This is a genomic window from Micromonospora kangleipakensis (assembly GCF_004217615.1).
GTDB lineage: Bacteria > Actinomycetota > Actinomycetes > Mycobacteriales > Micromonosporaceae > Micromonospora > Micromonospora kangleipakensis.
Genome location: NZ_SHLD01000001.1, coordinates 6,358,151 through 6,384,101, shown reverse-complemented (window position 1 = coordinate 6,384,101; position 25,951 = coordinate 6,358,151). Strand labels below are relative to the sequence as shown.

Here is a 25,951-nt window from a genome sequence, read left to right as displayed (position 1 = left end):
GATGGAGAAGACTGTGTACTCGTACCCCCTGCACCCCGAATGCCTCGACCTGCGGCGGCTGGCCGGCAACCCGGCCGAGGCGCTGCTCCGCGCGGAGGCCGACGTCGTCGCGGCGGAGAACGCCGCCGAGGCGGACCGCTACCGGCGGCTGGCGGAGCTGGAGGAGGCCCAGCAGGACGGGCGCGGCGTCACCCGGCGCACCTTCGTCGCCGGCGCCGCCGCCACCGCCACCGCGCTGGCCACCGCCCAGTTCGTCACCACCTCGGCGTCCTTCGCGGCGACGAAGACCGGCACCCTGATCCACGTCTTCCTCTACGGCGGGCTGGACGGGCTGAGCCTGGTCGCCCCGGCCGACGACCCGATCCTCGGCAAGGCCCGGCCGGACCTGCTGCTCGGCGACGACTCGCTGGCCCTGGGCCGCGGCTTCAAGCTGACCAGCGCCTTCGCCCCGCTGGAGAAGTGGCTCAAGGCCGGCCAGCTCGGCTTCGTCCCGGCGGTCTCCGACCCCCGGTTGTCCCGCAGCCACTTCCAGGCCGCCGACGCCTGCAACCTGGGCGGCCTGCCGGGCGAGACCGGCGGCCGGGGCTGGCTGGACAGTCTGGTCGACGCGCTCGGCAAGGGCACCGCGTTCCGCAGCGTGGGCATCGGCAGCACGCTGCCCCGGTCGCTGGTCGGCGTCAACGGCGCGCTCTCCCTGAACAGCGTCGGCGAGCTGCGGCTCAACGGCGACGAGAAGTACCGGGCCGCCACCGAGAAGGCGATCCGCGGGCTGTTCACCGGGATCAACCACCCGGTGGAGGAGGCGGTCATCGAGGGGATGGGCGCGCTGGCCACCGCGCAGAAGCTCGCCGCGAAGCCGTACCGGACCGCGGCGGGGGTGAAGTACCAGGGCGTCGGGTTCGCCTTCCAGCAGCTCGCCCAGCTGATCAAGGGTGGGGCGAACGTGCGGGTCGCCACCGTCGGCATGGGTGGTTACGACACCCACGAGAACCAGGGCACCCGGGGCGGTGGGAACCTGTGGCGGCGGCTCAACGAGCTGGCCACCGCCATGGCGGCGTTCTTCACCGACCTCGGCGACCGGGCCGCCGACGTGACGATCATGGTGTCCAGCGAGTTCGGCCGCCGGGTCGCCTCCAACGGTGGCGGCACCGACCACGGGCACGGTGGGGTGGTTACCGTCCTGTCCGGGCGTAGGCTCGCCGGGTCGCTGCTCGGCACCTGGAACGGGTTGAACGATCTGGACTCGGGAGACGTACCCGAGTACAACAACATGTTCAACGTCTACGGGTCCGTGGCCCAGGGCCGGTTCGGGCTGACCACGGCGGAAGTGGACAAGGTCTTTCCCCGGCAGAAATACGTACCCATGAAGTTGTACGCGTGACATCTCAGGACACCTACGCCGCCGGCCGCCGTACCGGGACCTCGGTCCCGCACGGCGGCCGTTCGGCTGCCCCCGTACCCCCGCCGCCCCCGCCGGCGTTGCCCCGCCGCGGGCCCGGCGGCCGGCGGGCCCTGGCGACCGTGTTCTGGCTCGGTCTGGTGGCCGCGGTCCTGCCCTGGTGGCTGGACACCCCGGCCGGCTCGCTCGCCGACACCCCCGACCTCCTCACCGGGGCCGGGCGGATCACCGGCCTGGTCGCCGGCTACCTCCTGCTGGTCCAGGTGGCGATGATGAGCCGGCTCGGCGCGCTGGAACGCTGGGTCGGCGGGGAGCGACTGTCCCGCCTGCACCGGGACCTCGGCGCCACCCTGCTCGTCGCGGTGCTCGCCCACCTCTCGCTGATCGTGGTCGCGTACGCCGGCCTGGAGGAGAAGTCGATCCTCGGCGAGGTCGGCTCGCTGCTGCGCGACTACGAGGACATGGTCTCCGCGTTCGTGGCCGCCGGCATCATGGTGGCGGTCGGCTTCACCGGCATCCGGGCCATCCGCACCGTCCTGCCGTACGAGCTCTGGTACCACCTGCACCTGACCAGCTACGCCGCCCTGCTGCTCGGCTTCGGCCACCAGGTCAGCAACGGCGCCCAGCTCTTCGAGGCCGGCCCGGTCCGGACCGGTTGGATCGCCGCGTACCTGCTGGTCCTCGCCGCGCTGGCCTGGGGTCGGGTGATCGCCCCGCTGCACTTCAACCTGCGGCACCGGCTGCGGGTGGCGGACGTGGTGGCGGAGAGCCCCGACACCATCTCGATCTACCTGACCGGTCGCCGGCTCAACCAGATCGACGTGCTCGGCGGGCAGTACTTCCGCTGGCGTTTCCTCAACGTCGGCGGCTGGTGGCAGTCCCACCCGTTCTCGCTCTCCGCCGCGGCCAACGGCCGCTGGCTGCGGCTGACCGTGAAGGTGGTCGGCGCGCACACCGCCGACCTGCGCGACCTCCGGCCGGGCACCCGGGTCTGGGCGGAGGGCCCGTCGGGCACCTTCACCGCCGCCCACCGCACCCGGGAGCGGGCCCTGCTCATCGCCGGCGGCAGCGGCATCGCCCCGCTGCGGGCGATGCTGGAGGAGCTGCCGGCGGGCGCCGCGCTGATCTACCGCGCCCGCACCCCGGCCGACGTGCTGCTCCACCCGGAGCTGGACTGGCTGGCCCAGGCCCGGCGGACCTCCGTCTGGTACGTCATCGGCTCCCGCCACGATCCCGGCCCCCGGCAGGTGATGAGCCCGGAGGGGCTGCGCCGGCTGGTGCCCGACGTGACCCGCCGCGACGTCTACCTCTGCGGGCCCGCCGGGCTGGTCGACGAGGCGGTCCGGGTGCTCCGCCGGGCCGGCGTCCCCCGCCGGCAGATCCACCTCGCCACGTTCGAGCTGTAGAGAGGCACCCTGGAATGCGTCGCGCCGTCCTCGCGATCACCGGCTTGGCAGCCAGCACCACCGCGCTGGTGGTGCTCAAGGGTTCCCCGGGCACCAGTCAGGCCGGCCAGGACCTCCCCGCCGACCAGGCGTCCGTCGCGCCGGGCGCCTCCGGGCCCGGGGTGACCCCGGCTCCCGGCCCCGCCGGCTCCGGTCCGGCCCCGTCGACCCGGCCCAGCGCCGGAGCCAGCCGGACCCCGGACACGAAGCAGACCGGTGTCACCGCCAAGGCGACCACGGCCGCGCCCAGGACCACCACCACCGCGCCGAAGCCGAGCACGCGCACCGTGACCGGGCCGACCGTGACCTACCGGTACGGCTCGCTCCAGGTGCAGATCACCCTGAGCGGGACCCGGATCGTCAACGCCACCGGCCTCGGCATGCCACAGTCCGGGGGGTCGGGGCTGCGCAGCGACGACGTGCAGGCCCGCTACAGCGGCACCTCCGGCGAGGTGGTGGCGAAACAGAGCGCCAACCTGAACACCGTCTCCGGGGCCACCTACACCAGCAACGCGTACAAGCAGTCGCTCCAGGCCGCGATCGACAAGGCCTGAGACGGTGGTCGAGGTGACGGCGCCGCGCGCCCGTCCGGGCCTGCGCCGGGTCGAGCAGATCATGGGTACGGCGATCAGCCTGGACCTGGCCGACGACCTGCCCGCCGCGACCCTGCACGAGCTGGCCGAGGAGACGTTCGACTGGCTCCGAGAGGTCGACGCCCGGTTCAGCACCTACCGGGAGGAGAGCGAGGTGTGCCGGTTCGACCGGGGCGAGCTGCCGCTCGCCGAGGCGTCGGCGGACCTGCGGGCAGTCCTGGAACGCTGCGCCGACCTCTGGGGCGCGACCGACGGTTTCTTCACGGGCGAGCCGTGGCGGATCGGCATCCGGCACCCGTGGGACCCGTCGGCCACCTGCCTGGTGCTCAGCGGCACCGACCTGGCGGTGGCCACCTCGGGGGTGTACGAGCGCGGCCAGCACGTGCTGGACCCCCGCCGGGGCGCCCCGGCCCCGGGCCTGCGCTCGGTCACCGTGGTCGGCGCGGACCTCGGCGTCGCCGACGCGTACGCCACCGCCGCCGTGGCGATGGGCCCGTCCGGCATCGGCTGGCTCGACCGCCTCCCCGACCACCTGCACGCGGTGGTCACCGACGACGCCCGCCTGCTCCACTCCACCCGCCTCCCCCTGGCGGACTGACCCGGGGGCCCGGGAGATCAGCGGAGCGGACGGTGGGTGGTGGCGGGGCGGGAGCCGGGTGGGCGGGGGCGGCCGGGTCGGGTGCCCCACGGGCGGGTGCCGGCCCAGCCGTACGGGCGGCGCCGGTGCCGCGATGGCTCGGTGCCGCCGGTGTGGCGTGCCGCGTCGTCCCTGGACATGGTCTACCCCCGCTCATTGGCGTCGGTGCGCCGTCACCCGGTTCAACGAGGTCGACGCCGCCGGGGTCGCTGCCGGGCGGCGGTCGTTCACCCGGCCGGGCGGCGGCCGGTCACCAGCCGCGGCGGGGGAGCGGGAGCTGGCCGGGGTGCAGGTCGGAGGCGAGCGTCACCCCGGCCGCCCGTAGCGCGTCGATCAGCGCGTTCTGCACCAGGTAGGAGTCGGGTAGCTGCCAGCGGGCCTGTTCGGGGGCGACGGCCCAGCGGACGATGCCTTCGGGCAGCCGGGTCGGCGGCGCCGCGATCCAGGAGCCCGGGCCGTGCCGGACCACGTGGAAGCAGTGTTCCAGCTCGGGCCGGAGCGGGTCGCCGGGGCGGACCAGGAACATCCACCGGCCGGTGGGGGTGACCAGGACCGGCCCGCGCACCCCGAAGCCGGCGGGGTGGGTCGCGACGGCGTCCAGCACGTGCCGGCCGAGGTGGGCGGAGACCTCCAGCACGTCGAAGGCGCGCCCGGTGGGGAGCAGCACTCCGTGCGGCCGGCTGCGCCACCAGGTGGCCACCCGGGCCGGGTCGGCGCTCGCCGCCTGCTCCCAGTTCTCCAGGGCGGGGTGGCAGCCGACCGTGGGGCAGCCGGCCCGGCCGCAGACGAAGCGGCTGTTGGCGAGGCAGGCGCCGGGGGTCACCTCCCAGCCGTGCCCGGCGTAGCGGACCGCGACCCGGCGCAGCCGGACCCGCTCCAGGGGCGACAGGCGAGCGACGCGCGGTCCGACATTCCCCCACATGTGTGCCATCTCCTCTCGCCCTTCCCGGAATTTCCTCACGTCAGATGTCGAGCGCCGTCACTGCCGTAACCCGCGATCGTTGAGCTGACGAACGGCCGATGCAACTTGCACGAAAACTACGAGGACTGGCTGTACGGCTGACGTACAGACTGTGCGACCGGCGAAAACCTGAATAACCAACGGGTCGTGGACGGCAGCAGGGCCCCGAACGTCGGCCGGACGCGGGCAGGGGGAGGGATGGGAGATGGATGAGTTGCCGATAGGCCGTCGGGTGGCATACTGGCGGGGCCGGCGCAAGATGTCCCAGCAGGTCTTCGCCGACCGGCTGGGCAAGTCCAAGAGCTGGGTGGACAAGGTCGAGCGCGGCGTCCGGCGGCTGGACAAGTTCTCCGTCCTCTACGAGATCGCCGACATCCTCCAGGTCGACGTCCAACTGCTGCTCGGCAAGGACCCGGAGCGACGTACCGACGCGTTGAACTGCATCGACCAGGTCGAGGTCGAGGAGATCCGGGCCGCGCTGGAGCGGTACGACTCGATGAGCGCCTACTTCGACGCCGCGCCGTACCCGCCGCCGCTGGCCGACATGCGCAAGGCGGTCAACCACGCCTGGCTCACCTACCAGTACGGCCGGTACGGGATGCTCACCCGCGCCCTGCCGAAGCTGCTGCGCGACGCCCAGGCGGCGGACGCCGGCTACGGCGGCGACCAGGCCCGGGAGTCGGCCCACCTGCTCGGGCAGGTCTACCAGATCGCCTCCTCGGTGCTGCGCAAGCTCGGCGAGTGCGACCTGGCCTGGCTGGCCGCGGACCGCTCGATGGCGGTCGCCCAGCGGGCCGACGACCCGCTGCTGGCCGGCATCGCCACCACCCGGGTCTGCAACGCGCTGGTCGCCATGGGCCGGGCCCGGCCGGCGCTCGAACTCAACGTCAACATCGCCAACCGGCTCGCCCCGGGCGGCGGCAACGACGCCTCCCCGGGCCGCCTCTCCGTCTACGGCATGCTGCTGCTCCAGGGCGCGATGGCCGCCGCCCGGATCGGCGACTCCGCCACCGTGGACGACCTGCTCACCGGGGCGCAGGAGGCGGCGACGCTGCTCGGCGGCGACCAGAACCACTACTGGACCTCGTTCGGCCCGACCAACCTGGAGCTGCACCGGGCCGCCGCCGCCGTGGAGCTGGGCGACGGCGGGCGGGCGGTGGAGATCCACCACGCCATCGCCGAGCCGGCGTTCAACGCGCTGCTGCCGGAGCGGCGGGCGCACCACCTGCTCGACATCGCCCGGGGCTACGCGCAGATCGGCGACGTGGCGAACGCGGGCGAGATGCTGCTGCGCGGCGACCGGCTGGCGCCGTCCGAGATCCGCTGCCGGCCGATCGCCCACGAGGTGATGGCGGACGTGCTCCGTCGCACACGGGGTGCGCCGCCTCCGCCGATTGCGGAGTTGGCTGCGCACATGGGAGTCGGAGTATGAGCCTGGTGCCGGTCGGATGAACGGTCCGCGCATCAGTGACGCGCGCCGCGAGGTGCTCTACGTCATCGCCTGCGGTTCGCCGCTGGCTCGGCAGGTGGGCCGGCTGGTCGAGCTGGCCCAGCAGGACGGGTGGGACGTCTGTGTGATCACCACGCCGGACGGCGCGAAGTTCGTCGACCGGACCGCGCTGGCCCGGCAGACCGGCCATCCGGTCCGCACCCGGTACAAGAACCCGGGCGACCCCGACGTGCTGCCGCCGGCGGACGCGATGCTGGTCTGCCCGGCGACGGTCAACACGGTCAACAAGTGGGCGGTCGGGATCGCCGACACCCTGGCGCTCGGGCTGCTGATCGAGGGCCAGGGGCTCGGCCTGCCGATCGCCGCGGTGCCGTACACGAACACGGCGATGGCCGCGCACCCGGCGTTCCGGGCCAGCCTGGGCCGGCTGCGGGAGTGGGGGGTGGCGGTGGTCTTCGGCGACCACGTCGTCCCGCTGCACCCGCCGGGCACCGGCGAGCGCCACCAGGACGCCTTCCCGTGGGGGGTCGGCCTGGCGGCGCTGCGTGGCGTGCGGCGCCCGGTCGCCCCGGTCGCCTGAGCCGGGCCGGATGGCCGCGCGGTCGTCCGCCGGGGTCCGCCGGCGCGGCGCCGGGTCCTGCGCGGGGCGCGTCCCGGCGGTAGAGGGCGTATGTCACCGCCCGCGCCGGTAAGCTGGCCGGCCGTGAGCACAACCGGATCCGCGCCCACGGTGGCCGACGTGGTGGCCGTGCTGGACGGCCGCTACCCGCCCGCCTGGGCGGAGGAGTGGGACCGGGTCGGCCTGGTCCTCGGCGAGCCCGCCACCGGGGTACGCCGGGTCGCCTGCGTGGTGGACGTGGTGCCCGAGACGGTGGAGGAGGCGCTCGCCGCCGGGGCCGACATGATCGTCGCCCACCATCCGCTGCTGCTGCGCGGGGTCTCCTCGGTCGCCGCGACCACGTACAAGGGGCGGATCGTCCACCGGCTGATCAAGGCGGACGTGGCGCTGTACGTGGCGCACACCAACGCCGACGTGGCCGATCCCGGCGTCTCCGACGCCCTGGCGGCCCGGTTCGGGCTGACCGGGCTGCGCCCGCTGCACCGGCCGCGCCCCGGCTCCCCGGCCGACGGCCCGGGGCGGGGCATCGGTCGCATCGGTGAGCTGCCCGCCCCGATGACCCTCGCCGAGCTGACCCGGCACGCCGCCGCCGTGCTCCCCGTCACCGCCTGGGGAGTTCGCGCCGCCGGGGATCCCGGGCGTATGGTTCGTACCCTCGCCGTCAGCGGTGGCTCCGGGGACAGCTTCCTCGCCGAGGCGTCCGCCGCCGGGGTGGACGCGTTCCTCACCGCCGACCTGCGCCACCACCCCACCGGTGAGCACCTCGCCGCCGGCGGCCCCGCCCTGCTGGACGCCGCCCACTGGGCGACCGAACGACCCTGGTTGGACGATCTGGCCGCCCACCTGCGGGCCGCGCTGGGCGTCGAGACCGTGGTGTCCGACCTGGACACCGACCCGTGGACCGTGCACGCCGCCGCACCCCGTCCGGACGACAAGGAGCCCCGCCCGTGAAGGCTGACCCGAAGGTGCAGCGCCGCCTGCTCGACCTCCAGGCGATCGACACCGCCCTCGCCCAGCTCGCCCACCGCCGCCGGTCGCTGCCGGAGCGGGCCGAGCTGGAGGCCCTCGCGCGGGAGCTCTCCGCCCTGGAGGACGAGCGGGTCCGCGCCCAGGTGGCCGTCGACGACCTGGACCGGGACATCGCCCGGCTGGAGAAGGACGTCGAGCAGGTGCGGGCGCGCAAGAGCAAGGACGAGACCCGGCTCGCCGCCGGCAGCGGCCCGGCCCGGGAGCTGGAGGCGCTCCAGCACGAGCTGGTCTCGCTGAACCGCCGGCAGAGCGACCTGGAGGACGCCGAGCTGGAGCTGATGGAGCAGCGGGAGACCGCGCAGGGGGTGCTCGACGGCATCGAGCGGCGGATGGCCGAGGCCCGGGACCGGCGCGCCGCCACGGAGCAGCGCCGCGACGACAGCCTCGCCGAGATCGCCAAGGAGGAGGAGTTCAAGCGCTCCGCCCGCCAGCCGCTCGTCGGTGACCTCCCGGCCGACCTGATCGGCCTCTACGACAAGATCCGCGAGGACACCGGGCTGGGCGCGGCGCTGCTCACCGCGGGCCGCTGCGGCGGGTGCCGGCTGGAGCTCTCCGGCGCCGAATTGGCCCGGATCCGCAAGGCGGCCCCGGACGAGGTGGTCCGCTGCGAGGAGTGCCGGCGGATCATGGTGCGTACCAACGAGTCGGGCCTGTAGTCGCCGTGGCGGTGCGCGCGGTCGTCGTGGAGGCCGACGGCGGGTCCCGGGGCAACCCCGGTCCCGCCGGGTACGGCGCGGTGGTCCGTGACCCGGAGACCGGCGAGGTGCTCGCCGAGCGCTCCGAGTCGATCGGCACCGCCACCAACAACGTCGCGGAGTACCGCGGCCTGATCGCCGGGCTGGAGGCCGCCGCCGAGCTGGGCGCGGCCGAGGTCGAGGCGCGGATGGACTCCAAGCTGGTGGTCGAGCAGATGTGCGGCCGCTGGCAGATCAAGCACCCGGGCCTGCGACCGCTCGCCGCGCAGGCCGCCGGCCTCGTCGGCCGGTTCGCCAGCGTGCGGTTCAGCTGGGTTCCGCGGGAGCGCAACAAGCACGCCGACGCCCTCGCCAACGCCGCGATGGACGTCGCCGCCGGGAAGGCCCCGAGCCGGGCCGCCGTCGCGCCGCCCCGGATCGTGGAGCCGCCGCGCGAGGTGGCCGCCCCCGACTCGGCGGCCCGCGCGGCCGCCCGCGAGGTGGCCGCCCGGGCGGCCACCGACCGCGCCACCGGCACCGACCCGGCCACCATCCCCGCCTCCTGGGAGCCGCGCCCCACCGAGACGGCCACCCGGCTGGTCCTGGTCCGGCACGGCGAGACCGAGCGGACCGTGCAGAAGCGCTACTCGGGCCGCGGCGACGTGCCGCTGACCGACCGTGGCCGGGCCCAGGCCCGGGCCACGGCCGCCCGGGTGGCCGCGCTCGCCCCGTCCGTCGCGGCGGTGGTCAGCTCGCCGCTGTCCCGCTGTACGGCCACCGCCGAGGCGATCGCCGCGGTCGTCGGCAACCCGCCGGTACGCCCCGAGGACGACCTGATCGAGTGCGACTTCGGGGCCTGGGAGGGGTGCACCTTCGCCGAGGTGCGTGAGGGCTGGGCGGGCGAGCTGGACGCCTGGCTCGCCTCGACCCGGGTCGCCCCGCCGGAGGGGGAGTCGTTCGTCGCCGTCGCCGAGCGGACCAGCCGGGCGGTCGACCGGCTGCGCGCGGCGTACCCGGGGGAGACCGTGGTGGTGGTCTCGCACGTCTCGCCGATCAAGCTGGTGCTGCGTGACGCCCTCGCGGCCGGTGACGCCTTCCTGCACCGGCTGTACCTGGACACCGCCGGCATCTCGCTGCTCGACCTGTACCCGGACGGCGGCGTCGCGGTCCGTTCGGTCAACGACACCGCCCACCTCACCGGTTTCTGACGAGGGTCGCCGGGCGGTGACCGGCACCGCTCGGCGCAGCCGGAACGCCGTTCGGCGCATCGCCGTCGCACCGCTGATCGTGACTGCGCTCACCGGGTCGTAGCCTCCGGCCGTCACATGGCTAGTTACGACTTTCCCGGAGGTGTGTCACATGGCAGCACCCGAACCGGAGGCGCCGACCTCGGCGCGATCCAGGGCGAAGGACCACAGTCCCTGGAACTGGTTGCTTTTCATACCGATCGTGGTGCCGCTGATCCCGGCCTTCTTCAACGCCGACTCACCCCGGCTGTTCGGCTTCCCGCGGTTCTACTGGCTGCAGCTGGCCTGGATCATCCTCGGCGTGGCCACCACCACGCTGGTCTACCAGATGACCAAGAAGCGGGGTGACCGGTGATGCGCGACCACCTGACCGAGATCATCGTCTTCACGTTCCTCTTCCTGCTGGTCAGCGCGATGGGCTTCGTGGCCGCCCGCTGGCGGGCACCGCGGGACATGGCCCACCTCGACGAGTGGGGGCTGGGCGGCCGCAACTTCGGCGGCTGGATCACCTGGTTCCTGGTCGGCGGTGACCTCTACACCGCGTACACCTTCGTGGCGGTGCCGGCGCTGGTCTTCGGCGCGGGTGCGATGGGCTTCTTCGCCGTGCCGTACACGATCGTGATCTACCCGCTGGTGTTCCTGGTGCTCTGCCGGCTCTGGTCGGTGTCGCACCGGCACGGCTACGTCACCCCGGCGGACTTCGTCCGGAACCGGTTCGACTCGCCGATCCTGGCGCTGCTGGTCGCGATCACCGGCATCCTCGCGACCATGCCGTACATCGCGCTGCAGCTGGTCGGCATCGAGGCGGTGCTCAAGACGATGGGCGTCACCGGGGAGAGCACGATCGCCCGGCACCTGCCGATCATCATCGCGTTCGCGATCCTGGCCGCCTACACCTACCAGTCCGGGCTGCGCGCCCCGGCGCTGATCGCCTTCGTCAAGGACTCGCTGATCTACATCGTGATCCTGGTGGCGGTCATCTACCTGCCGTACAAGCTGGGTGGCTGGGGCGACATCTTCAACGCGGCGGACGCGAAGTTCAAGGCGTCACCCGCCCCCGGGGACGGAATCCTGCTCAACGCCAACAACCAGCTCCAGTACATCACCCTGGCGTTCGGCTCGGCGCTGGCGCTCTTCCTCTACCCGCACAGCATCACCGGCGTGCTGGCGAGCCGGAACCGCGACGTGATCAAGCGGAACATGTCCGCGCTGCCGGCGTACAGCCTGCTACTGGGCCTGATCGCGCTGCTCGGCTACATGGCGATCGCGGCCGGGGTGAAGCCGCTGCCGGGGGCGACCCAGGGCAGCGTGGACGGCAACACCGTGGTGCCGCTGCTGTTCGACCAGCAGTTCCCGGACTGGTTCGCCGGCGTCGCGTACGCGGCCATCGGCATCGGCGCGCTGGTGCCGGCGGCGATCATGTCGATCGCGGCGGCGAACCTGTTCACCCGCAACATCTACAGGGAGTACCTGAAGCGGGACGCCACCCCGGCGCAGGAGGCGAACGTCTCCAAGATCACTTCGCTGGTGGTGAAGGTCGGCGCGGTGGCCTGCATCGTCTTCCTGGACCCGCAGTTCTCCATCGACCTCCAGCTCATCGGCGGCGTGATCATCCTCCAGACGCTGCCGGCGGTGGCGCTGGGCCTCTACACCCGCTGGTTCCACCGCACCGCGTTGATCGCGGGCTGGGCGGCCGGCATGGCGATGGGCATGTGGATGCTCTACCAGGTCGCGAATCCGACGACCGGAAAGAAGCACTTCGCCGGCTCGGCCTTCCCGCTGTCCGAATTCGGCTTCGACACCAAGAAGACGATCTACGTGGGCATCGTGGCCGTGCTGGTCAACCTGGCGGTCGCCGCGCTGCTGACCCTGGTCCTGCGGGCCGCGAAGGTCGCCGACGGGGTGGACCACACCACGCCGGACGACTACTTCGCCGACGAGGGCGACCCTCGCGTCGTCCCCGGCGCCGAGCGGGACGCCGACTCCGCCCGGGAGCCGGTCGCCTGAGGTGAGCGAATGGGCCCCCGGCTGTTGAGCCGGGGGCCCCTTTGCACCCGTCAGCGGGGGCGGGAGCGGGATTCCAGGGCCTGGTTGAGCCGGTGCAGCAGCTCCGCGAGGCTGTCCCGGTCGTCGGGGGACCAGGCGGCGAGGATGTCGCCGTAGAGGCGGGTGCGGGCCGCCTGGACGGCGGCCATCCGCTGGAGGCCGGCGGGGGTGGGGGAGATCACCGTGCCGCGCCCGTCGGCCGGGTCCGGGGTACGGGCGATCAGGCCGTCCCGCTGCATCGCGGAGACCTGCCGGGTGACCGTCGAGCCGTCCAGGTTCAGCTTCGCGGCGAGCGCCGAGACGTTCTGCGGGCCCGCGCTGTCCAGGTGCCGCAGGATCACGTACGCCGCCCGGTCCAGCAGCCGGTGCTCCATGGTGCCGGTGCCCCGCCGGGTGGCCTCGCCGAGGCGCATCAGTAGCGCCACCTCGGTCTCGATCCGACCCAGGGTGACCTCGTCCGGACCCGTTCCCGTCGTGCGGTCGTTCCTCATAGCTGTATGATACAACGGAATTACCTGTACGATACAGCTATCTGTCTGGAGGCGCGGAGTGGATCGGCGATCCGAACCCAACCGCAGTGCCATCTACGCCACCACCCTGGTGGCCTTCCTCGCCATCGCCGGCATCGCCGTGGTGGACCCGATCCTGCCCGCCATCGGCGAGGCGATCGGGGTCACCGCCTGGCAGGTCGAGCTGCTCTTCACCGCGTACATCGCGGTGATGGCGGTCGGCATGATCCCGGCGACCCTGGCCAGCGGTCGCTTCGGCTTCAAACCCGTGCTGATCACCGGTGTCTCGGTGGTCGGCGCCGCCGCGATCCTCGCCTCGTTCAGCGACAACATCGTGCAGCTCTCCGTGCTGCGCGGCGTCTGGGGGCTGGGCAACGCGATGTTCTTCGCCACCGCGATGGTGGTGCTGGTCAACCTCGCCGTCGACCGGGAGTGGGTGGTCGGCCTCTTCGAGACCGCGCTCGGTCTCGGCTTCGCCGTCGGCCCGCTGATCGGCGGGCTGCTGGGCCACGTGAGCTGGCGGCTGCCGTTCTTCGTCTGCGGCGTCTTCATGGTCCTCGCGCTGGCCGTCGCGTCCCGCAAGCTGCGCGAGCCGACCAACCGGCAGGCGCCCGTCCGCGTCGGCCAGATCTTCGCCACCTACCGCAAGCCGGCGTTCGTCACGCTCTGCGTGATCACCGCCGCGTACAACTTCGTCTTCTTCGTGGTGCTCGGCTACACCCCGCTCTTCCTGCACCTCGACGTGGTGCCGCTGGGGCTGGCGTTCACCGCGTGGGGCCTCGGCCTGGCCGCCGGCATCCTGGTGATCGGGCACCCGCTCGCCCACCGGATCGGCGCGGTGCAGACCGTCGGCGTGGCCATCGCCGGCCTGCTGGTCTGCATGGCGCTCTTCGCCACCTCGGGCTCCACCACCGAGTCGCTGGTGGTGCTCGTGCTCGCCGGCCTCTGCATGGGCCTGGCCAACGCCAACCTCACCGACCTGGCGCTCGGCCTCGGCTCCAGCGACCGCCGGGTGGCCACCGGCGCGTTCAACCTGGTCCGCTGGGGCGCCGCCGCGCCCGCCCCGATCATCTCCGGCAAGCTCGCCGAGCACGGGCTGGCGCTGCCGTTCTGGGTCGGCTTCGGGGTGCTCGCCGTCGGCGTGCTGGTCTACCTGGCCTTCGCGCACGTGATGGCGGCCGGCTACGGCGAGCGGGTGCTCTGGTCCCGCTGGAACTCCGCCGCCCGCGACGCCGAGCACGCCCCCGAGGAGCCGGTCGGCGAGGCGTACTGAGCTTTCCCCTCCGCCCCTGGTCGAACCGCCCCGGCGCCGCGTCGCGTCGGGGCGGTTCGGCGTCCGGGGTCCGCCACACGGCGGGGTCTCAGCGCAGCGCGCGCCAGAGCAGGTAGAGGCCGATCGTCGTGCCGAAGACCACGATCATGGTCTTCAGCAACACCGGCGGCAGCCGGCGGACCAGCCGGGCGCCCGCGTACCCGCCGACCAGCGTCGCCGGCGCGACCACCGCGACGGCCGCCCAGTTGACCGGGCCGAAGAGCGCGAAGACGACCAGCGTGGTCAGCCCCACCACCGCGGAGAGCAGATTCTTGATCGCCGACACCCGGGCCAGCGTGGCGTCCAGCACCAGGGCCAGACCGGCGACCAGCATCACCCCGAGCGCCGCGCCGAAATAACCGCCGTACACGGTGCCCAGCGCGACCATCGCCTGCACCGTGACGGTACGGCGGCGCGGGCTGAGGTCGGCCGGGTGACCGACCAGCCGGCGCAGCGGATCCTGGAAGGCCAGCACGGCGGTCGCGCCCAGCACCAGGAACGGCACCACCAGCTCGAAGGCCCGCGCCGGGGTGGCCAGCAGCAGCACGCAGCCGACGACCGTGCCGAGCACGGCGGTGGGCAGCAGCGTCCACAACCTCCGCCCGGGCGGCAGGTCCGTCCGGCTGCCCGCGACGCTCGCGACGTACCCCGGGAAGACCGAGACCGAGTTGCTGACGTTCGCCGGCACCGGCGGCAGCCCGACCGCGATCAACGCCGGGAAGGTGATGAGGGAACCGCCCCCGGCCACCGCGTTCATCGTGCCCGCGGCGAGACCGGCGGCGAGCAGGAGCGCGGCGTCGGAGAGGTCCATGATCCCCAGAGGCTAGTACGCTCCCGTCCGCGCCGCCCGGGCGCGGGACTCAACCTTTCGCCACCCTGCCGCGTCGTTCCCGGCGACAGGGTCGACGAGGGGAGTGGGACGTGCGCGGTCACAACGGGGGGTCGACGGGTGGATGACCCGGAGTTCCGTGAGTTCGTCGAGGTCCGCTACCAGCCGCTGGCGCCGGATCGGTCTGCGGGAGCTGCTCACCTCGGCCGTCCCGGACCCGGCCGGGCCCGACACCACCGACGGCGTCGTCGTCCGGGACGAGCTGTTGACCGCGCTGGACCGGCTGCCGGTCCGGATGCGCACCGTGCTGGTGCTGCGCTACTGGGAGGACCTGCCGGAAGCCGAGGTGGCGGCGGTGATGGCGTGTTCGGTCGGGACGGTGAAGAGCCAGGCGGCGCGGGGCCTCGCCCGGCTGCGGAACGTGTTGGCGTCGGCGTCGGCGTCGACCGGCCGGTCGACGCCGACCGGCAGAGTGATCGGGGAACGGGCATGAGTGTGGACGAACTGCGTGCCGGTCTGGCCCGGGTCGCCGCGTCGGTGGTCCTGGACGACGACCCGTACGGACGGCTCATGAGGCACGCCCGCCGCCGTCGGCGGAACCGGTGGTCCGGGGCCGTTGCCCTGCTCGCCGGCCTGCTCGCCACCGTGGTCTTCGCCCCCGCCCTCGGCCTGAGGGCGGGCGGTCTCGGCGACCTGTTCCGCGACCCCGAGCGGGGGTCCGGCTATCCGGTCACCGACGACTGGGTGTGGCGGCTCATCGACTCGCCCACGAGGGGCAGCCTGGCCACCGACGGGCGGTTGGTCGACGAGCTGACCAGCGTCTTCGACCGGGACCGCGACGAGGCGGGCATGGGGTCCGCGCTGCCGACGGTCAAGGTGCTCTTCGCCGACGACTCGTTCGGGGCACGCCAGGTCGTGGTGGCCTACCACTCCGACACCTCCGCGGCCCTGGTGGCGACGACGGGTGCGGCCGGCTCCTCGCCCCGGGACCTGGTACGCACCGGCGGTATCAGCAACGTGCGGATCTCGCCGTTCACCGTGATCGGCGGCGCTGTCGAGGGGAAGGGGGACACGCCCCGGTGGCTGCTGGGTCTCGCGCCGGCCGGCTGCGCCGTCTCGTCCGCCGGATCGGCGACGGTGAGCCCGGAGGGTACGGTGCGCCGTACCTGGCGCCCCACCCCGACGCCCGGCTATCTGCTCCTCGACGGGCAACGGATCCGTGGCTGGTGGCGGGTCGAGTGCGACGGCAGGATCCGCGAGCAGGGCCCCGTGGGCTTCGGGACCGGTGAGATCAGCGGCCGAGACTCCGCCCCGGCGTCGGACCCGAGCGCGGGCGCCGGCGGACCGCTGACGGTCGGCGCCGAGATCAGGCAGGCCGAGGAGGCGGCCATGAGCTCCTGGGGGTTGCTGGTCGAGACCACCGGCCTGTCGGGCGATCCCGGGCCGGTGCGGCGTTGGCGCGGCCGCGTCCCCGGCGGGGACGGCACCGGGGCGGCGCTCGTCGGTCCGGCCTCGGGCACCGGCCCGGCCGTCCTGCAGGTCGGGGCGAGCTACGACGCCCTCGTGGCGCTGGCCGCGCCGGATGGCGCCCGACCCGACGACACGGAGACCCGAGCGGCCAGCCGGACCGACTGGGCGCTGGTGAGCACGGTCGTCGGCAGCTCTCCGGACCTGATCGCGGTCAGGGTGCCGACCCGGGTGGGCGGGCACGCGGCCCTCACCGACCAGCTTCTGGTCGTACCCGAGGAGGAGGATGCGGCGCGGGTGGAGGTGGTCGGACCCGGCACGGTGCGCTCCTCCGCGCCGGTGACCAACGGCGCGGCGGTGGTCGCCCTGCCGCTCGGGGAGCCCGCGGACGTGCGTGCGCTGGACGCCGCCGGCCGAGTCCTCGCGTCGATCCAGGTACGCGAGCCGGAACGGGGTGGGCGCCTCTTCGGCGAAGGGCTGGTATCGGACTGGTGATCCGGCGGCGGGGACGGGCGGGTCGCCGCCGTCCCCGCCGTCCACACGTGTCCGGGTCGGAAATGAGCGAGGCCGTCGCGTCGTTAGGATGAGAGCGCGACGGACGAGTCGACCGGGCGGTCGCGTCGACGGGCTCCGGCCCGTCGCCGAGGAACGTCCGGACTCCACAGGGCAGGGTGGTTGCTAACGGCAACCCGGGGTGACCCGCGGGACAGTGCCACAGAAAACAGACCGCCGGCCCTAAACGGGACGGTAAGGGTGAAACGGTGGGGTAAGAGCCCACCAGCATCCCGGGTGACCGGGATGGCTAGGTAAACCCCACCCGGAGCAAGGCCAAGAAAGGGTCGTCACCGCAAGATGACGGTCCGCGCAGACGCTTGAGGGCTGCCCGTCCGATGTCTGCGGGTAGGCCGCTGGAGCCTGCCGGCGACGGCAGGCCGAGATGGATGGCCGCCGCCGACGACGTCCTCCGGGACGGCGTCGGTCACAGAATCCGGCGTACAGGTCGACTCGTCCGTCGCCTACAAGGTCGCAGCCTCGATCAAGGCTGCGACCTCGTTGTATTCCAGGCTGTCTATGGGCATTAGTGCCGGTTATGCCGACATCCGCGTCATCACCGGGACGGCCGCCGCCATATTCATCGTCGGCGGAATCACCCTGGCTGCGGCGCTCGCAATCCGAGCACGGTCCAGCGCGGCCATCAGTCCAGCCCACCGGAAGGCTCCGGCTGCACAAAGGCATGGCCCCGAAGCGTCCGGTCGTGAAACCGGAGCAGGTGTGGCATATCGCCTGCCGCATGCCCGACCCGCGCGACGGCTACGGTCAGGCGCTCTACAGCCGGACGGCGTGACTCGCCGTTCCCGACGCTCCGGCGGCGATCTCGATGACGTACACCCATGGCGCGCCGCCGACGAGCGCACGTTCCGTTCACGAGGCCACGTTCTGCATGGCCCTGGCGAGTTGGGCGAGGTCGATCCCTGTCACGTGGTCGAGAAGGTGCCGGCGAACGGCGGCGAGGTTGGTCGGCCACGCAGCCTCAAGACGGGCGAAACCGGCATCGGTAAGGACGGCGTTGCAGCCCCGCGCGTCATGCGTGGATCTGACTCGCCGGATCAGCCCTTCGCTCTCCAGGCGTTGTGCCACGCGGGTCATGCCGCTGAAGGACATCTCGCAGGCGGCGGCGAGTTCGTTCATTCGCATCTGCCGGTCGGGGGCCTCGGACAGGTGCATCAGCGCCGTGTATTCGGTGAGGGAGAGCCGCTGCTCGCGGACCATGTCTGCGTCGATGGCACGGGGCAGCGCGTACATGGCGCGGGTGAGGCTCCGGACGAGTGCTTCTTCGTCCCGATTGAGGGTTTGTAGCCCTTCTGGGGCCGGTGTCCGGCCGGGTGTGACGATGGACATCCTCCCAGCATAGTTGCTTGACGAAGGAAGCATCGCAACCGATAGTTGCTTGACCAAGCAAGGATATCGACCGGGTGCCGTCAAGCAACAGGGAAACGCAATGACAAAAGATCAGGACCATCATCGGCAGCACTCGCGCGGGTTGGAACGGCTGCGCGGCGGCGCGCTGGGTACGCGGCATCGCCGTGCAGCGCACGGATACGGATTTCGAACTCTTCTGGAGGGAGGTCTCATGAGCGACGCCGTGACCACCGACGGCGCCGAACCGGTGCTGCCGGGTGACCTGATGACCGGCCGCCAGCGGGCGTGGCTGGTGCTCATGCTCGGTGCCTTCATCGCGATCGGTCCGTTGACCGTCGACATGTACCTGCCCGCGCTGCCCGCCGTGACGGCCGCACTCGCGACCACCCCGACGGCGGTGCAGCTCACGCTCACTGGGACGCTGCTCGGATTGGCCGTCGGGCAGCTGTTCGTCGGGCCGCTGTCCGATGCGGCAGGCCGCCGCCGCCCGCTGCTGGCCGGGCTGGTCCTGCACGTGGCCGCGTCGATACTGTGCGTGTTCGCGCCCACCATCGCCGTACTCGACGTGCTGCGCGTGCTGCAGGGGCTCGGCGTGGCGGCCGCCACGGTGATCGCCACTGCAGTCGTGCGGGACCTGTTCAGCGGATCCGCCTTCGCCCGCATTTTCTCGCGACTGATGCTCGTCACTGGCGCGGCACCGATTCTCGCACCGACCCTGGGCAGCGCGGTGCTGCGCTGGACCGACTGGCAGGGCGTGTTCGTGACGCTGACGGTGCTGGGCGTACTGCTGATCGCAGTTGCGCTCTTCGGCCTTCCGGAAACCCTCCCGCCGCGCCGCCGTCACCGAGGCGGTGCGGCGGCGACTGTGCACTGGTACCGCCGGCTGTTCCGCGACCGTGCCTTCGTCGCTCTGGTACTCGTCGTCGGGCTGTACTCCGCCGCCCAGTTCGCCTACGTGGCGGGCTCGTCCTTCGTCCTGCAACAGCAGTACGGTCTCGACGAGCAGGAGTTCGGCCTTGTTTTTGCGGCCAGTGTGGCCGGACTCATCGGCGCCATCCAGTTCAACGTGCTACTGCTGCGCCGGTACACGCCGCTGCAGATCCTGCGCGCCGCCCTGATCGCCGGCACCGCCGGCGGGTTCATCGTGCTGTTCTTCGCCGTGACCGGCCTCGGTGGCCTGGCCACACTGCTGGTGTCACTGTTCCTTGTGCTCGCCGCGATCGGGCTCGCCTTCCCCAACGCCCCGACCCTGGCAATGACCCGGCATGGCGAGGCGGCCGGGACCGCCGCGGCGCTGCTCGGCGCTGTCCAGTTCGGCGGGGGTGCGCTGGGCGCCCCCCTGGTCGGCGTGCTCGGCGGCAGCAGCGTCGCCATGGCGCTGGTGGTCGCCGGCGGGATGACCGCGGCGACCGCCGTGATGCTGCTCGTCGCGCCGCGCGTCGGCCTCGCCGGGGCCGAGCCGGGTTCGTAGGGGCTCGCCCCGCACTGACCGAACACGGCCGGCGCGCCGGGCGCACAGCAACCCCTCGATCCGCGCGGAGCAGCCCCTCTGCCCTCCGACCTCACGAACGACCGGATCAGGTCCAGACTTGAAAGGAAAGACAACTCCCATGAGCAAGATTGTCCGATTTCACGCCACCGGTGGCCCCGAGGTCCTGACCTTGGACGACGTCGAGGTCCGCGAACCCGGCCAGGGCGAGATCCGCATCCGCACCCGGGCTCTCGGGTTGAACCGAGCGGATGCCATGCTCCGCAGCGGCCACCTCATGGAGCTCCCCTCCGGTATCGGATGGGAGGCCTCCGGTGAGGTCGACGCCATCGGCCCAGGCGTCGAGGGTTTCACCGTCGGGGATGCCGTCAGCCTGATCCCCTGCTTCAGGGCCACCGACTACCCCATCCACGGCGAGCTGGCCATCGCGCCCGCCACCGGGGTGGTCAAGCACCCCGACACGCTGTCCTGGGAAGAGGCCGCAGCTCTGTGGGGGCAGTACCTGACCGCCTACGGCGCCCTGATCGAGACCGCGGGCCTGAAGGCCGGTGACACGCTGCTCGTCCCGGCTGCCTCCAGCAGCGTCGGGCTGGCCGCGATCCAGATCGCCCGCAGCGTGGGGGCCCGGCCTGTGGCCCTGACCCGCACCAGCGCCAAGCGTCAGCAGCTCCTGGACGCCGGCGCCGAGGGGGTCATCGCCACGACCGAGGAAGACGTTGTCGCCCGGGTGAACGAACTCACCGACGGGAAGGGCGCGCGGGTGATCTTCGACCCGGTGGGGGGACCGGCGCTGACGCGTCTGCTCGGCGCCGCCGCGCCCGGCGGGACCGTGATCGTCTACGGTGCGCTGAGCACCGAGGCCGCGACCGTGCCCGCGCTCGAGTTGATCAGCAAGAGCCTGACCATCCGCGGCTACAAAGTCTTCGAGCTCACCACTGACCTCGAACGCCGCAAGGTCGCCGTTGACTGGATTCTCGACGGTGTCGCCCGCGAGGTCCTGCGGCCGGTCATCGACACCACCTTCCCGCTGGAAGACATCGTCGAGGCCCACCGTCGTCTCGAGTCAGGATCCCAGGTCGGCAAGATCGTCGTGACCGTCCCCCGCTGACCCGACACACCTTACGGGTGCCAAGAACCGCGTCCACGCTTACCCAACGCAAGTTACTTGTCTTACTCGTCTTAGGGAGATGTCCACCCATGCGATACACCACCTTCGGGCGCAACAACGGCCTGCGCGTGTCCGAGTACGGCCTCGGCACCGCCAATTTCGGCACCGGCTGGCGTGCCGGTGGCGGTTGGGGCCCCGGTTCCGAGCCCGCCGAGGCCCGCAAGATCTTCGACCGGTTCGCCGAAGCCGGCGGCACGCTCATCGACACCGCCGAGAACTACCAGGCCGGCGAATCCGAGCAGCTGCTCGGCGAGTTCCTGGGCGCCGACCGGGACCAGTTCGTGCTGACGGGCAAGTACAGCATGAACGGCGTCGGACCGCAGACCGTCTCCAACACCGGCAACAGCCGCCGGTACATGTTCCAGGCCCTCGAGGCCACCCTGCGCCGCCTGAACACCGATCACCTGGACATGTACTGGGTGCACGCCCCTGACGGCCTGACCCCGATGGAGGAGATCCTGCGCGGCCTGGACGACCTGGTCAGCGCCGGAAAGATCCGCTATTTCGGGCTGTCGAACTTCCCGGCCTGGCGGGTGTCGCGCGCCGCGGCCATCGCCGAGCTGCGCGGCTGGTCCCCGGTCGCCGGTATCCAGGTCGAGTACAGCCTGGTCGAACGCACCGCCGAGCGGGAGCTGCTGCCAATGGCGCAGGCGCTTGGCCTGGGCGCGACGCTGTGGAGCCCGCTCGGCGGCGGTCTGCTGACCGGCAAGTACCGTCAGGGCGCCACCGGCCGGATCAGCGCCCTCAAGGCCGTCGGGTTCTTCGAGGAGACCGCGCAGAAGACCGCGATCGTCGACGCCGTCGTGGACGTCGCGGCCGAGCTCGGCGTGCCGGCCTCCCACGTCGCCATCGCCTGGATGCGGCAGCAGGGCGCGCGGACGGCCACAGCGTACGTGCCGATCATCGGCCCGCGCAGCGTCGCGCAGCTCGACGACTACCTGGGCGCGCTGGACGTGACGCTGACCCCGGCGCAGTTCGCCCGGCTCGACGAGGTGAGCGCGATCAGGCTCGGCACCCCGCACGAGCTGAACGCGTGGAGCGTGGGCCCCATCCGCGGCGGTGACGCAAGCGTGATCGACGAGCCCGCGATCCCGGTGGCGTGATCTCAGGCGGCGGACCGGCCGCTGCGCTACGAATGCGCACCGGCCGGTCGCTGTCGGAACTGGACGTCGGCCTCATCGCCGGGCCTGCCGCGTCCGAACCGTTCCGCGCCCGCCTGGCCGACACGGCCGCCGCCACGCAGCGCTGACAACCCAGCACGCCGCGCGGGCAGAGCAGGATCACGCTGTCCGATCAGGACATCCGCATGGGTCAGCTCGAGGCGCCTCCGTACGCGCGGCCAGCAGGCCGCTCCGTCGTGCGCGTCCCGGTCCAGGATGGCGTTGCCAACAGATGCTGCTGCGAAAATGTTCGTGTCGGCGTCGCCAGATCTGGAGGGCCGTGTGGCCGGGTCGCACGCGGGGCACCTTGGGTCGCGGCCGAGACGGCCGACTTACCGCGGCGGTGGGTTGGAGGAACTGCGGTCGCCCTTACTGAAGGGCTCAGGCTAGTGTGCTGCGCTAGAAATCCGCCTACAAAATCGTGCGAGTGATTCGAGAATCTCCTCGGCGGTCTTGGTCCAGGTGAAGGGCCTGGGGTTGGTGTTCCAGTCTGCGATCCAGGTGCGGATGTCGGCTTCCAGGCTGTGAACGCTCTTGTGGGCGCCGCGGCGGATCTTCTGCTCTGTGAGGTAGCCGAACCAGCGTTCGACCTGGTTGATCCAGGAGGAACCGGTCGGTGTGAAGTGCATGTGGAAGCGGGGATGGCGGGCCAGCCACGCCCGCACGGCGGGGGTCTTGTGGGTGCCGTAGTTGTCGCAGACCAGGTGCACGTCCAGATCGGCTGGCACGGCTTTGTCGATCGTGGCCAGGAACTTCTTGAACTCGGTCGCGCGGTGCTGGCGGTGCAGTTCGCCGATGACGGTGCCGTCGGCGATGTTGAACGCGGCGAACAGGCTGGTGATGCCGTTGCGGGCGTAGTCGTGGGTGCGGCGTTCGGGCATGCCGGGCATCATCGGCAGCACCGGCTGGGACCGGTCCAGGGCCTGGATCTGCGACTTCTCATCCACGCAGAGCACCACGGCCCGTTCGGGCGGGTTGTGGTAGAGCCCGACCACGTCGACGACCTTCTCGATGAACTGCGGATCCGTGGAGAGCTTGAACGTGTCGGCCAGATGCGGCTTGAGGCCGAAGTCCCGCCAGATCCGTCCGACGGTGGACTTCGACAGTCCGGACTTCTCCGCCATGGAGGTACGCGACCAGTGGGTGGCGTTACGTGGCGTCTGCTCCAAGGTGGCGACGACGACCTCTTCGACCCGGTCCAAACCGATGGACGGAGGACGACCCGGCCGCGGCTCGTCGATCAGTCCGTCCAGCCGCAGCTTCAAAAATCGGCGACGCCATTTCCCCACCGTGGACAGATGAACACCCAGTGCCGTTGCCACATCAGTGTTCGAGCCGCCATCGGCGCAGGCCAGAATGATCCGGGAGCGCATCGCGAGGACCTGCGCCGTCTTCGCCCGCCGCGACCATCGGGTCAATGTCGCACGTTCTTCATCGGTCAACGTCAGCGGCGGGGTGGGACGCCCAGTCCTCGGCATCCCACCACCATACCCACTTATCAGGCGAATTTCTGGCGCACCGCACTAGTGCCGTGTCCAAAAACGTTGGCCGGGTTGGTCGGGGTTGGGAAAATGTCGTACCGGTAGGGTTGGCTTCGGTTTGTGCCTCGTCGTCGGGATCCCGCCGCTGCGCGGGTCGTGCATCGCACCGCCCGCGTCGCGTTGCGGGTGACGCCGGGCCAGCGGCGCCGTTGTTTCGGGCTGCTGCGCTCGGCTGGTGACGTGTGGGCGTGCGTGTTGGAGGTCAACGCGTGGCGGCGGCGCCGCCGGGACGTACCCCTGTCCGGTTATCAGGAGTTGTGCCGGGTGTTGGCGGCATCCGGGCCGGGCACGTTCGCGGAACTGGACACCACGGGTGCGCGGTCGGTGTTGCGCCGGTTCTCCGATGCGTGGTTCGCGGCGGCGAAACGCCGCAAGGACGGTGACCTGTCGGCGCGGTATCCGCGTCGTCGGCGGGGGTTGGTGCCGGTGCGCTGGTATCACGGCACGTTCACCCTTGACAGACTTCGGGTGCGGATCCCGACCGCGAAAGGCACGTCGGCGTTGTGGGTGCGTCTGGCGCGGGAGGTGCCGTATCCAGTTGAGCAGGTCCGGTCGGTCACGCTGCTGTGTGAAGGTGGCCGCTTGTTCCTGGACGTGACCGCCGAGGTGCCGGTGGCGGTCTATCCGCCGGGCGAGGAGCCGGATCCGGGCAGGGTGGCCGGGGTGGATCTGGGGATCATCCACCCGTACGCGGTGGCCGGCCCCGGTGGGGAGGGACTGTTGGTGTCGGGGCGGGCGATCCGCGCCGAACACCGCATGCACCTGGCCGACACCAAGGCCCGCCGCCGTGCCGTCGCCCGCCGGGCGCCGAAGCCGGGCCAGAAGGGATCCCGGCGGTGGCGGCAGTACCGCCGCCGGGCACGCCTGGTTGAGGGCCGGCACCGGCGCAGGGTCCGCCAAGCCCAGCACGAAGCCGCCCGCAGCGTCGTCTCATGGGCGGTGGAGCAGCGGGTCGGTGTGCTGCACGTCGGTGACCCCCGCGGGGTGCTCGCTATTCCTGCTGGGCGGCGGCACAACCTGCGGCTGCGGCAGTGGCAGATCGGCCGGCTCCTGCAGATCCTCACCGACAAGGCCACCCCCGCCGGCATCACCGTCCGCCTGGTCGACGAACGCGGCACCTCCTCCACCTGCCCCGCCTGCCGCAGGCGGGTTCCCAAACCTCGTGGCCGGACCCTGTCCTGCCCGCACTGCGCATTCTCCGGGCACCGCGACCTGGTCGCGGCCGCCAGCATCGCCACCCGTGTTCCGGGCGGCGGATCCACCACCCCGACAGACGTTGTGCTGCCGGAGGTGGTCACGCACCGTCGAGCCGGCCGGCACCTGCCCGGTGCCGGCCGATCCCGACGTGACCCCCGCCGCCCACCCCGGGCGGCGCGAGGATCGGTTGGCCCGCGGAGGCCCGCCCCACCACCCGGTGGGGAGTCGCTCGCCTTCAAGGCGAGGATCCACAACACCCACCGCACACCCGGTGAACGTTAGTGGACACCGCACTAGTAGCCGATCGCGAGCCAGGTGCGGTGGGTACGCGGGTTCTCGAGTTCGTCGGCGAACGCGATCGCGTAGTCGGCCACTCCGAGCAGCGAGCGGCCCTCCTCGTTGGTGACCTGGGCGGTGCTGCTGGTGCGGTACGACCCGGTGCGGGTGCCGGGGTTGTAGGCGCCGAACTCCCCCGCCGGGATGAGGTAGAACCAGTCGACGTTCTCAGGTGCCGAGTTCAGGATGTCCAGCGCCTGCTGGTGGGCGTCGACGACCGGGGCGAATCGGGCGGGGAAGTCGGGGGTGTCCGCCTGGCGGGGACCGCCCGACACGGTGGGGATGATCGCGGCGCCGCCGACGACCCCGAGCCGCGCCTCGCTTTCCTGCGCAGCCCGGAGCAGGGCGGTGACGGCCGCGCCGAGGCTGCCTTCGGGGCTGAGGGCGGGCAGGGCGGCCACGATGGCATCCGCCCCGGCGGTTACCGAGCTGAGGAACGCGGGGTCGTGGACGCTCCCGGTGACGGCGGCGACCTGCGCCGGCAGGTCGGTTTTCCCGGATCGGGAGACGGCGGTGACCTCGTGCCCGCGGCCGGCGAGTTCGCTCACCAGGGCGCCGCCGACGTAACCGGTACCGAAGACGACGATCTTCATGGTGGTTGCTCCTGTTTGTTACGGTTCCTGGGATTACAGTTCCGGATGTTGCGGTTCCTGTTGTTATATTTCCTGCGGTTCGTGCTCGGTGGCGGTTCCCACCGTGGCCGTTGCTGCGGTTTGCGCTACGGACGCTACGGATTTCTCTCTGCACCCCCGACGGAGGTGCGTCAGCCGCGTTTTCCCTCGACGGCGGCGCGTAGTGCGGGCACGACCTCTTCGGCGAACTGCCGTATGGGGTCACGGTCGGACTGCCCAGGTTCAGCGGCCGTCGGGGCGCGATGCTCCGGCCCGCTCCCGCCGCTAGCCCGACTGGGTGAACTGCGCTCA

The 25,951-nt window shown here is 72.0% G+C and carries 24 protein-coding genes and 1 other RNA gene; 19 read left to right on the top strand and 6 right to left on the bottom strand.

Annotation, left to right across the window (positions count from 1 at the left end; translation table 11 throughout):
• The first annotated feature begins 1 nt into the window (after position 1).
• The 4 genes from EV384_RS30375 (at position 2) to EV384_RS30360 (ending at position 4,035) form a co-directional block, all read left to right on the top strand.
• Positions 2-1,381, top strand: a complete 1,380-nt coding sequence (locus EV384_RS30375; RefSeq protein ID WP_130338746.1) for a DUF1501 domain-containing protein — start codon at positions 2-4, stop codon at positions 1,379-1,381.
• Positions 1,378-2,805, top strand: a complete 1,428-nt coding sequence (locus tag EV384_RS30370; RefSeq protein ID WP_130338744.1) for a ferredoxin reductase family protein — start codon at positions 1,378-1,380, stop codon at positions 2,803-2,805. The genes EV384_RS30375 and EV384_RS30370 overlap by 4 nt, the downstream gene beginning before the upstream one ends.
• Positions 2,806-2,819: 14 nt before the next feature.
• The gene (locus tag EV384_RS30365; protein ID WP_130338742.1) at positions 2,820-3,398 is read left to right on the top strand and encodes an FMN-binding protein; all 579 of its coding nucleotides are present in this window, start codon (positions 2,820-2,822) and stop codon (positions 3,396-3,398) included.
• Positions 3,399-3,459: 61 nt separating this feature from the next.
• Complete coding sequence (locus EV384_RS30360) at positions 3,460-4,035, top strand: FAD:protein FMN transferase (RefSeq protein WP_130340913.1); 576 nt, start codon at positions 3,460-3,462, stop codon at positions 4,033-4,035.
• Between the two features lie 289 nt (positions 4,036-4,324).
• On the opposite strand, the gene EV384_RS30355 is transcribed toward EV384_RS30360, so the two are convergent.
• A complete protein-coding gene (locus EV384_RS30355; RefSeq protein WP_130338740.1) occupies positions 4,325-4,996 on the bottom strand; it encodes a bifunctional DNA primase/polymerase in 672 nt (223 codons plus the stop codon).
• 244 nt (positions 4,997-5,240) lie between these two features.
• On the opposite strand from EV384_RS30355, the gene EV384_RS30350 reads away from it, so the two are divergent.
• The 7 genes from EV384_RS30350 to mctP all read left to right on the top strand — a co-directional run bounded on the left by EV384_RS30350 (position 5,241) and on the right by mctP (position 12,061).
• A complete protein-coding gene (locus EV384_RS30350) occupies positions 5,241-6,467 on the top strand; it encodes a helix-turn-helix domain-containing protein (RefSeq protein ID WP_130338738.1) in 1,227 nt (408 codons plus the stop codon).
• A 16-nt stretch (positions 6,468-6,483) separates the two neighbouring features.
• Positions 6,484-7,065: a flavoprotein gene (locus tag EV384_RS30345; protein ID WP_130338736.1), complete on the top strand. Its 582-nt coding sequence runs from the start codon at positions 6,484-6,486 to the stop codon at positions 7,063-7,065.
• A 123-nt stretch (positions 7,066-7,188) separates the two neighbouring features.
• A complete protein-coding gene (locus EV384_RS30340; RefSeq protein WP_130338734.1) occupies positions 7,189-8,055 on the top strand; it encodes a Nif3-like dinuclear metal center hexameric protein in 867 nt (288 codons plus the stop codon).
• The gene (locus tag EV384_RS30335) at positions 8,052-8,789 is read left to right on the top strand and encodes a zinc ribbon domain-containing protein (protein WP_130338732.1); all 738 of its coding nucleotides are present in this window, start codon (positions 8,052-8,054) and stop codon (positions 8,787-8,789) included. The genes EV384_RS30340 and EV384_RS30335 overlap by 4 nt, the downstream gene beginning before the upstream one ends.
• Positions 8,790-8,794: 5 nt before the next feature.
• On the top strand, positions 8,795-10,015 hold the full coding sequence (locus tag EV384_RS30330; RefSeq protein WP_130338730.1) for a bifunctional RNase H/acid phosphatase: 1,221 nt from the start codon (positions 8,795-8,797) through the stop codon (positions 10,013-10,015).
• 151 nt (positions 10,016-10,166) lie between these two features.
• The gene (locus tag EV384_RS30325; protein WP_130338728.1) at positions 10,167-10,409 is read left to right on the top strand and encodes a DUF3311 domain-containing protein; all 243 of its coding nucleotides are present in this window, start codon (positions 10,167-10,169) and stop codon (positions 10,407-10,409) included.
• Complete coding sequence (mctP, locus tag EV384_RS30320) at positions 10,406-12,061, top strand: monocarboxylate uptake permease MctP (RefSeq protein ID WP_130338726.1); 1,656 nt, start codon at positions 10,406-10,408, stop codon at positions 12,059-12,061. The genes EV384_RS30325 and mctP overlap by 4 nt, the downstream gene beginning before the upstream one ends.
• A gap of 50 nt (positions 12,062-12,111) precedes the next feature.
• On the opposite strand, the gene EV384_RS30315 is transcribed toward mctP, so the two are convergent.
• Positions 12,112-12,591, bottom strand: coding sequence for a MarR family winged helix-turn-helix transcriptional regulator (locus tag EV384_RS30315; protein ID WP_130338724.1), 480 nt, complete (start codon positions 12,589-12,591; stop codon positions 12,112-12,114).
• Between the two features lie 58 nt (positions 12,592-12,649).
• Here EV384_RS30315 and EV384_RS30310 point away from each other — a divergent pair, with 58 nt between their 5' ends.
• Positions 12,650-13,882 (top strand): MFS transporter, encoded by a 1,233-nt coding sequence (locus EV384_RS30310; protein WP_130338722.1) that lies wholly within the window; start codon positions 12,650-12,652, stop codon positions 13,880-13,882.
• 88 nt (positions 13,883-13,970) lie between these two features.
• Here the strand turns inward: EV384_RS30310 and EV384_RS30305 are convergent, their stop codons facing one another.
• Positions 13,971-14,732 carry a sulfite exporter TauE/SafE family protein gene (locus tag EV384_RS30305; RefSeq protein ID WP_130338720.1) on the bottom strand — a complete coding sequence of 254 codons (762 nt, stop codon included), beginning with the start codon at positions 14,730-14,732 and terminating at the stop codon, positions 13,971-13,973.
• A 157-nt stretch (positions 14,733-14,889) separates the two neighbouring features.
• Here EV384_RS30305 and EV384_RS36560 point away from each other — a divergent pair, with 157 nt between their 5' ends.
• The 3 genes from EV384_RS36560 to rnpB all read left to right on the top strand — a co-directional run bounded on the left by EV384_RS36560 (position 14,890) and on the right by rnpB (position 17,229).
• Positions 14,890-15,243: a sigma-70 family RNA polymerase sigma factor gene (locus EV384_RS36560; RefSeq protein WP_341273646.1), complete on the top strand. Its 354-nt coding sequence runs from the start codon at positions 14,890-14,892 to the stop codon at positions 15,241-15,243.
• The gene (locus EV384_RS30295; protein WP_130338716.1) at positions 15,240-16,712 is read left to right on the top strand and encodes a hypothetical protein; all 1,473 of its coding nucleotides are present in this window, start codon (positions 15,240-15,242) and stop codon (positions 16,710-16,712) included. Before EV384_RS36560 ends, EV384_RS30295 begins: the two co-directional genes overlap by 4 nt.
• A gap of 104 nt (positions 16,713-16,816) precedes the next feature.
• Positions 16,817-17,229: RNase P RNA component class A (gene rnpB / locus EV384_RS30290), an RNA gene on the top strand.
• A gap of 410 nt (positions 17,230-17,639) precedes the next feature.
• Here rnpB and EV384_RS30285 read toward each other — a convergent pair.
• Positions 17,640-18,116, bottom strand: coding sequence for a MarR family winged helix-turn-helix transcriptional regulator (locus EV384_RS30285; RefSeq protein WP_130338714.1), 477 nt, complete (start codon positions 18,114-18,116; stop codon positions 17,640-17,642).
• Between the two features lie 286 nt (positions 18,117-18,402).
• Here EV384_RS30285 and EV384_RS30280 point away from each other — a divergent pair, with 286 nt between their 5' ends.
• The 3 genes from EV384_RS30280 to EV384_RS30270 all read left to right on the top strand — a co-directional run bounded on the left by EV384_RS30280 (position 18,403) and on the right by EV384_RS30270 (position 21,897).
• Complete coding sequence (locus EV384_RS30280) at positions 18,403-19,608, top strand: multidrug effflux MFS transporter (RefSeq protein WP_130340912.1); 1,206 nt, start codon at positions 18,403-18,405, stop codon at positions 19,606-19,608.
• Between the two features lie 139 nt (positions 19,609-19,747).
• Complete coding sequence (locus EV384_RS30275) at positions 19,748-20,734, top strand: zinc-dependent alcohol dehydrogenase family protein (RefSeq protein ID WP_130338712.1); 987 nt, start codon at positions 19,748-19,750, stop codon at positions 20,732-20,734.
• Positions 20,735-20,823: 89 nt separating this feature from the next.
• A complete protein-coding gene (locus EV384_RS30270) occupies positions 20,824-21,897 on the top strand; it encodes an aldo/keto reductase (protein ID WP_130338710.1) in 1,074 nt (357 codons plus the stop codon).
• A gap of 443 nt (positions 21,898-22,340) precedes the next feature.
• Here the strand turns inward: EV384_RS30270 and EV384_RS30265 are convergent, their stop codons facing one another.
• On the bottom strand, positions 22,341-23,432 hold the full coding sequence (locus EV384_RS30265; RefSeq protein ID WP_130328966.1) for an IS630 family transposase: 1,092 nt from the start codon (positions 23,430-23,432) through the stop codon (positions 22,341-22,343).
• A 159-nt stretch (positions 23,433-23,591) separates the two neighbouring features.
• Between EV384_RS30265 and EV384_RS30260 the strand changes: the two genes are divergently transcribed.
• Complete coding sequence (locus tag EV384_RS30260) at positions 23,592-24,974, top strand: RNA-guided endonuclease InsQ/TnpB family protein (protein WP_165440115.1); 1,383 nt, start codon at positions 23,592-23,594, stop codon at positions 24,972-24,974.
• An 11-nt stretch (positions 24,975-24,985) separates the two neighbouring features.
• Here the strand turns inward: EV384_RS30260 and EV384_RS30255 are convergent, their stop codons facing one another.
• Complete coding sequence (locus EV384_RS30255) at positions 24,986-25,621, bottom strand: NAD(P)-dependent oxidoreductase (protein ID WP_130338706.1); 636 nt, start codon at positions 25,619-25,621, stop codon at positions 24,986-24,988.
• Between the last annotated feature and the right edge of the window lie 330 nt (positions 25,622-25,951).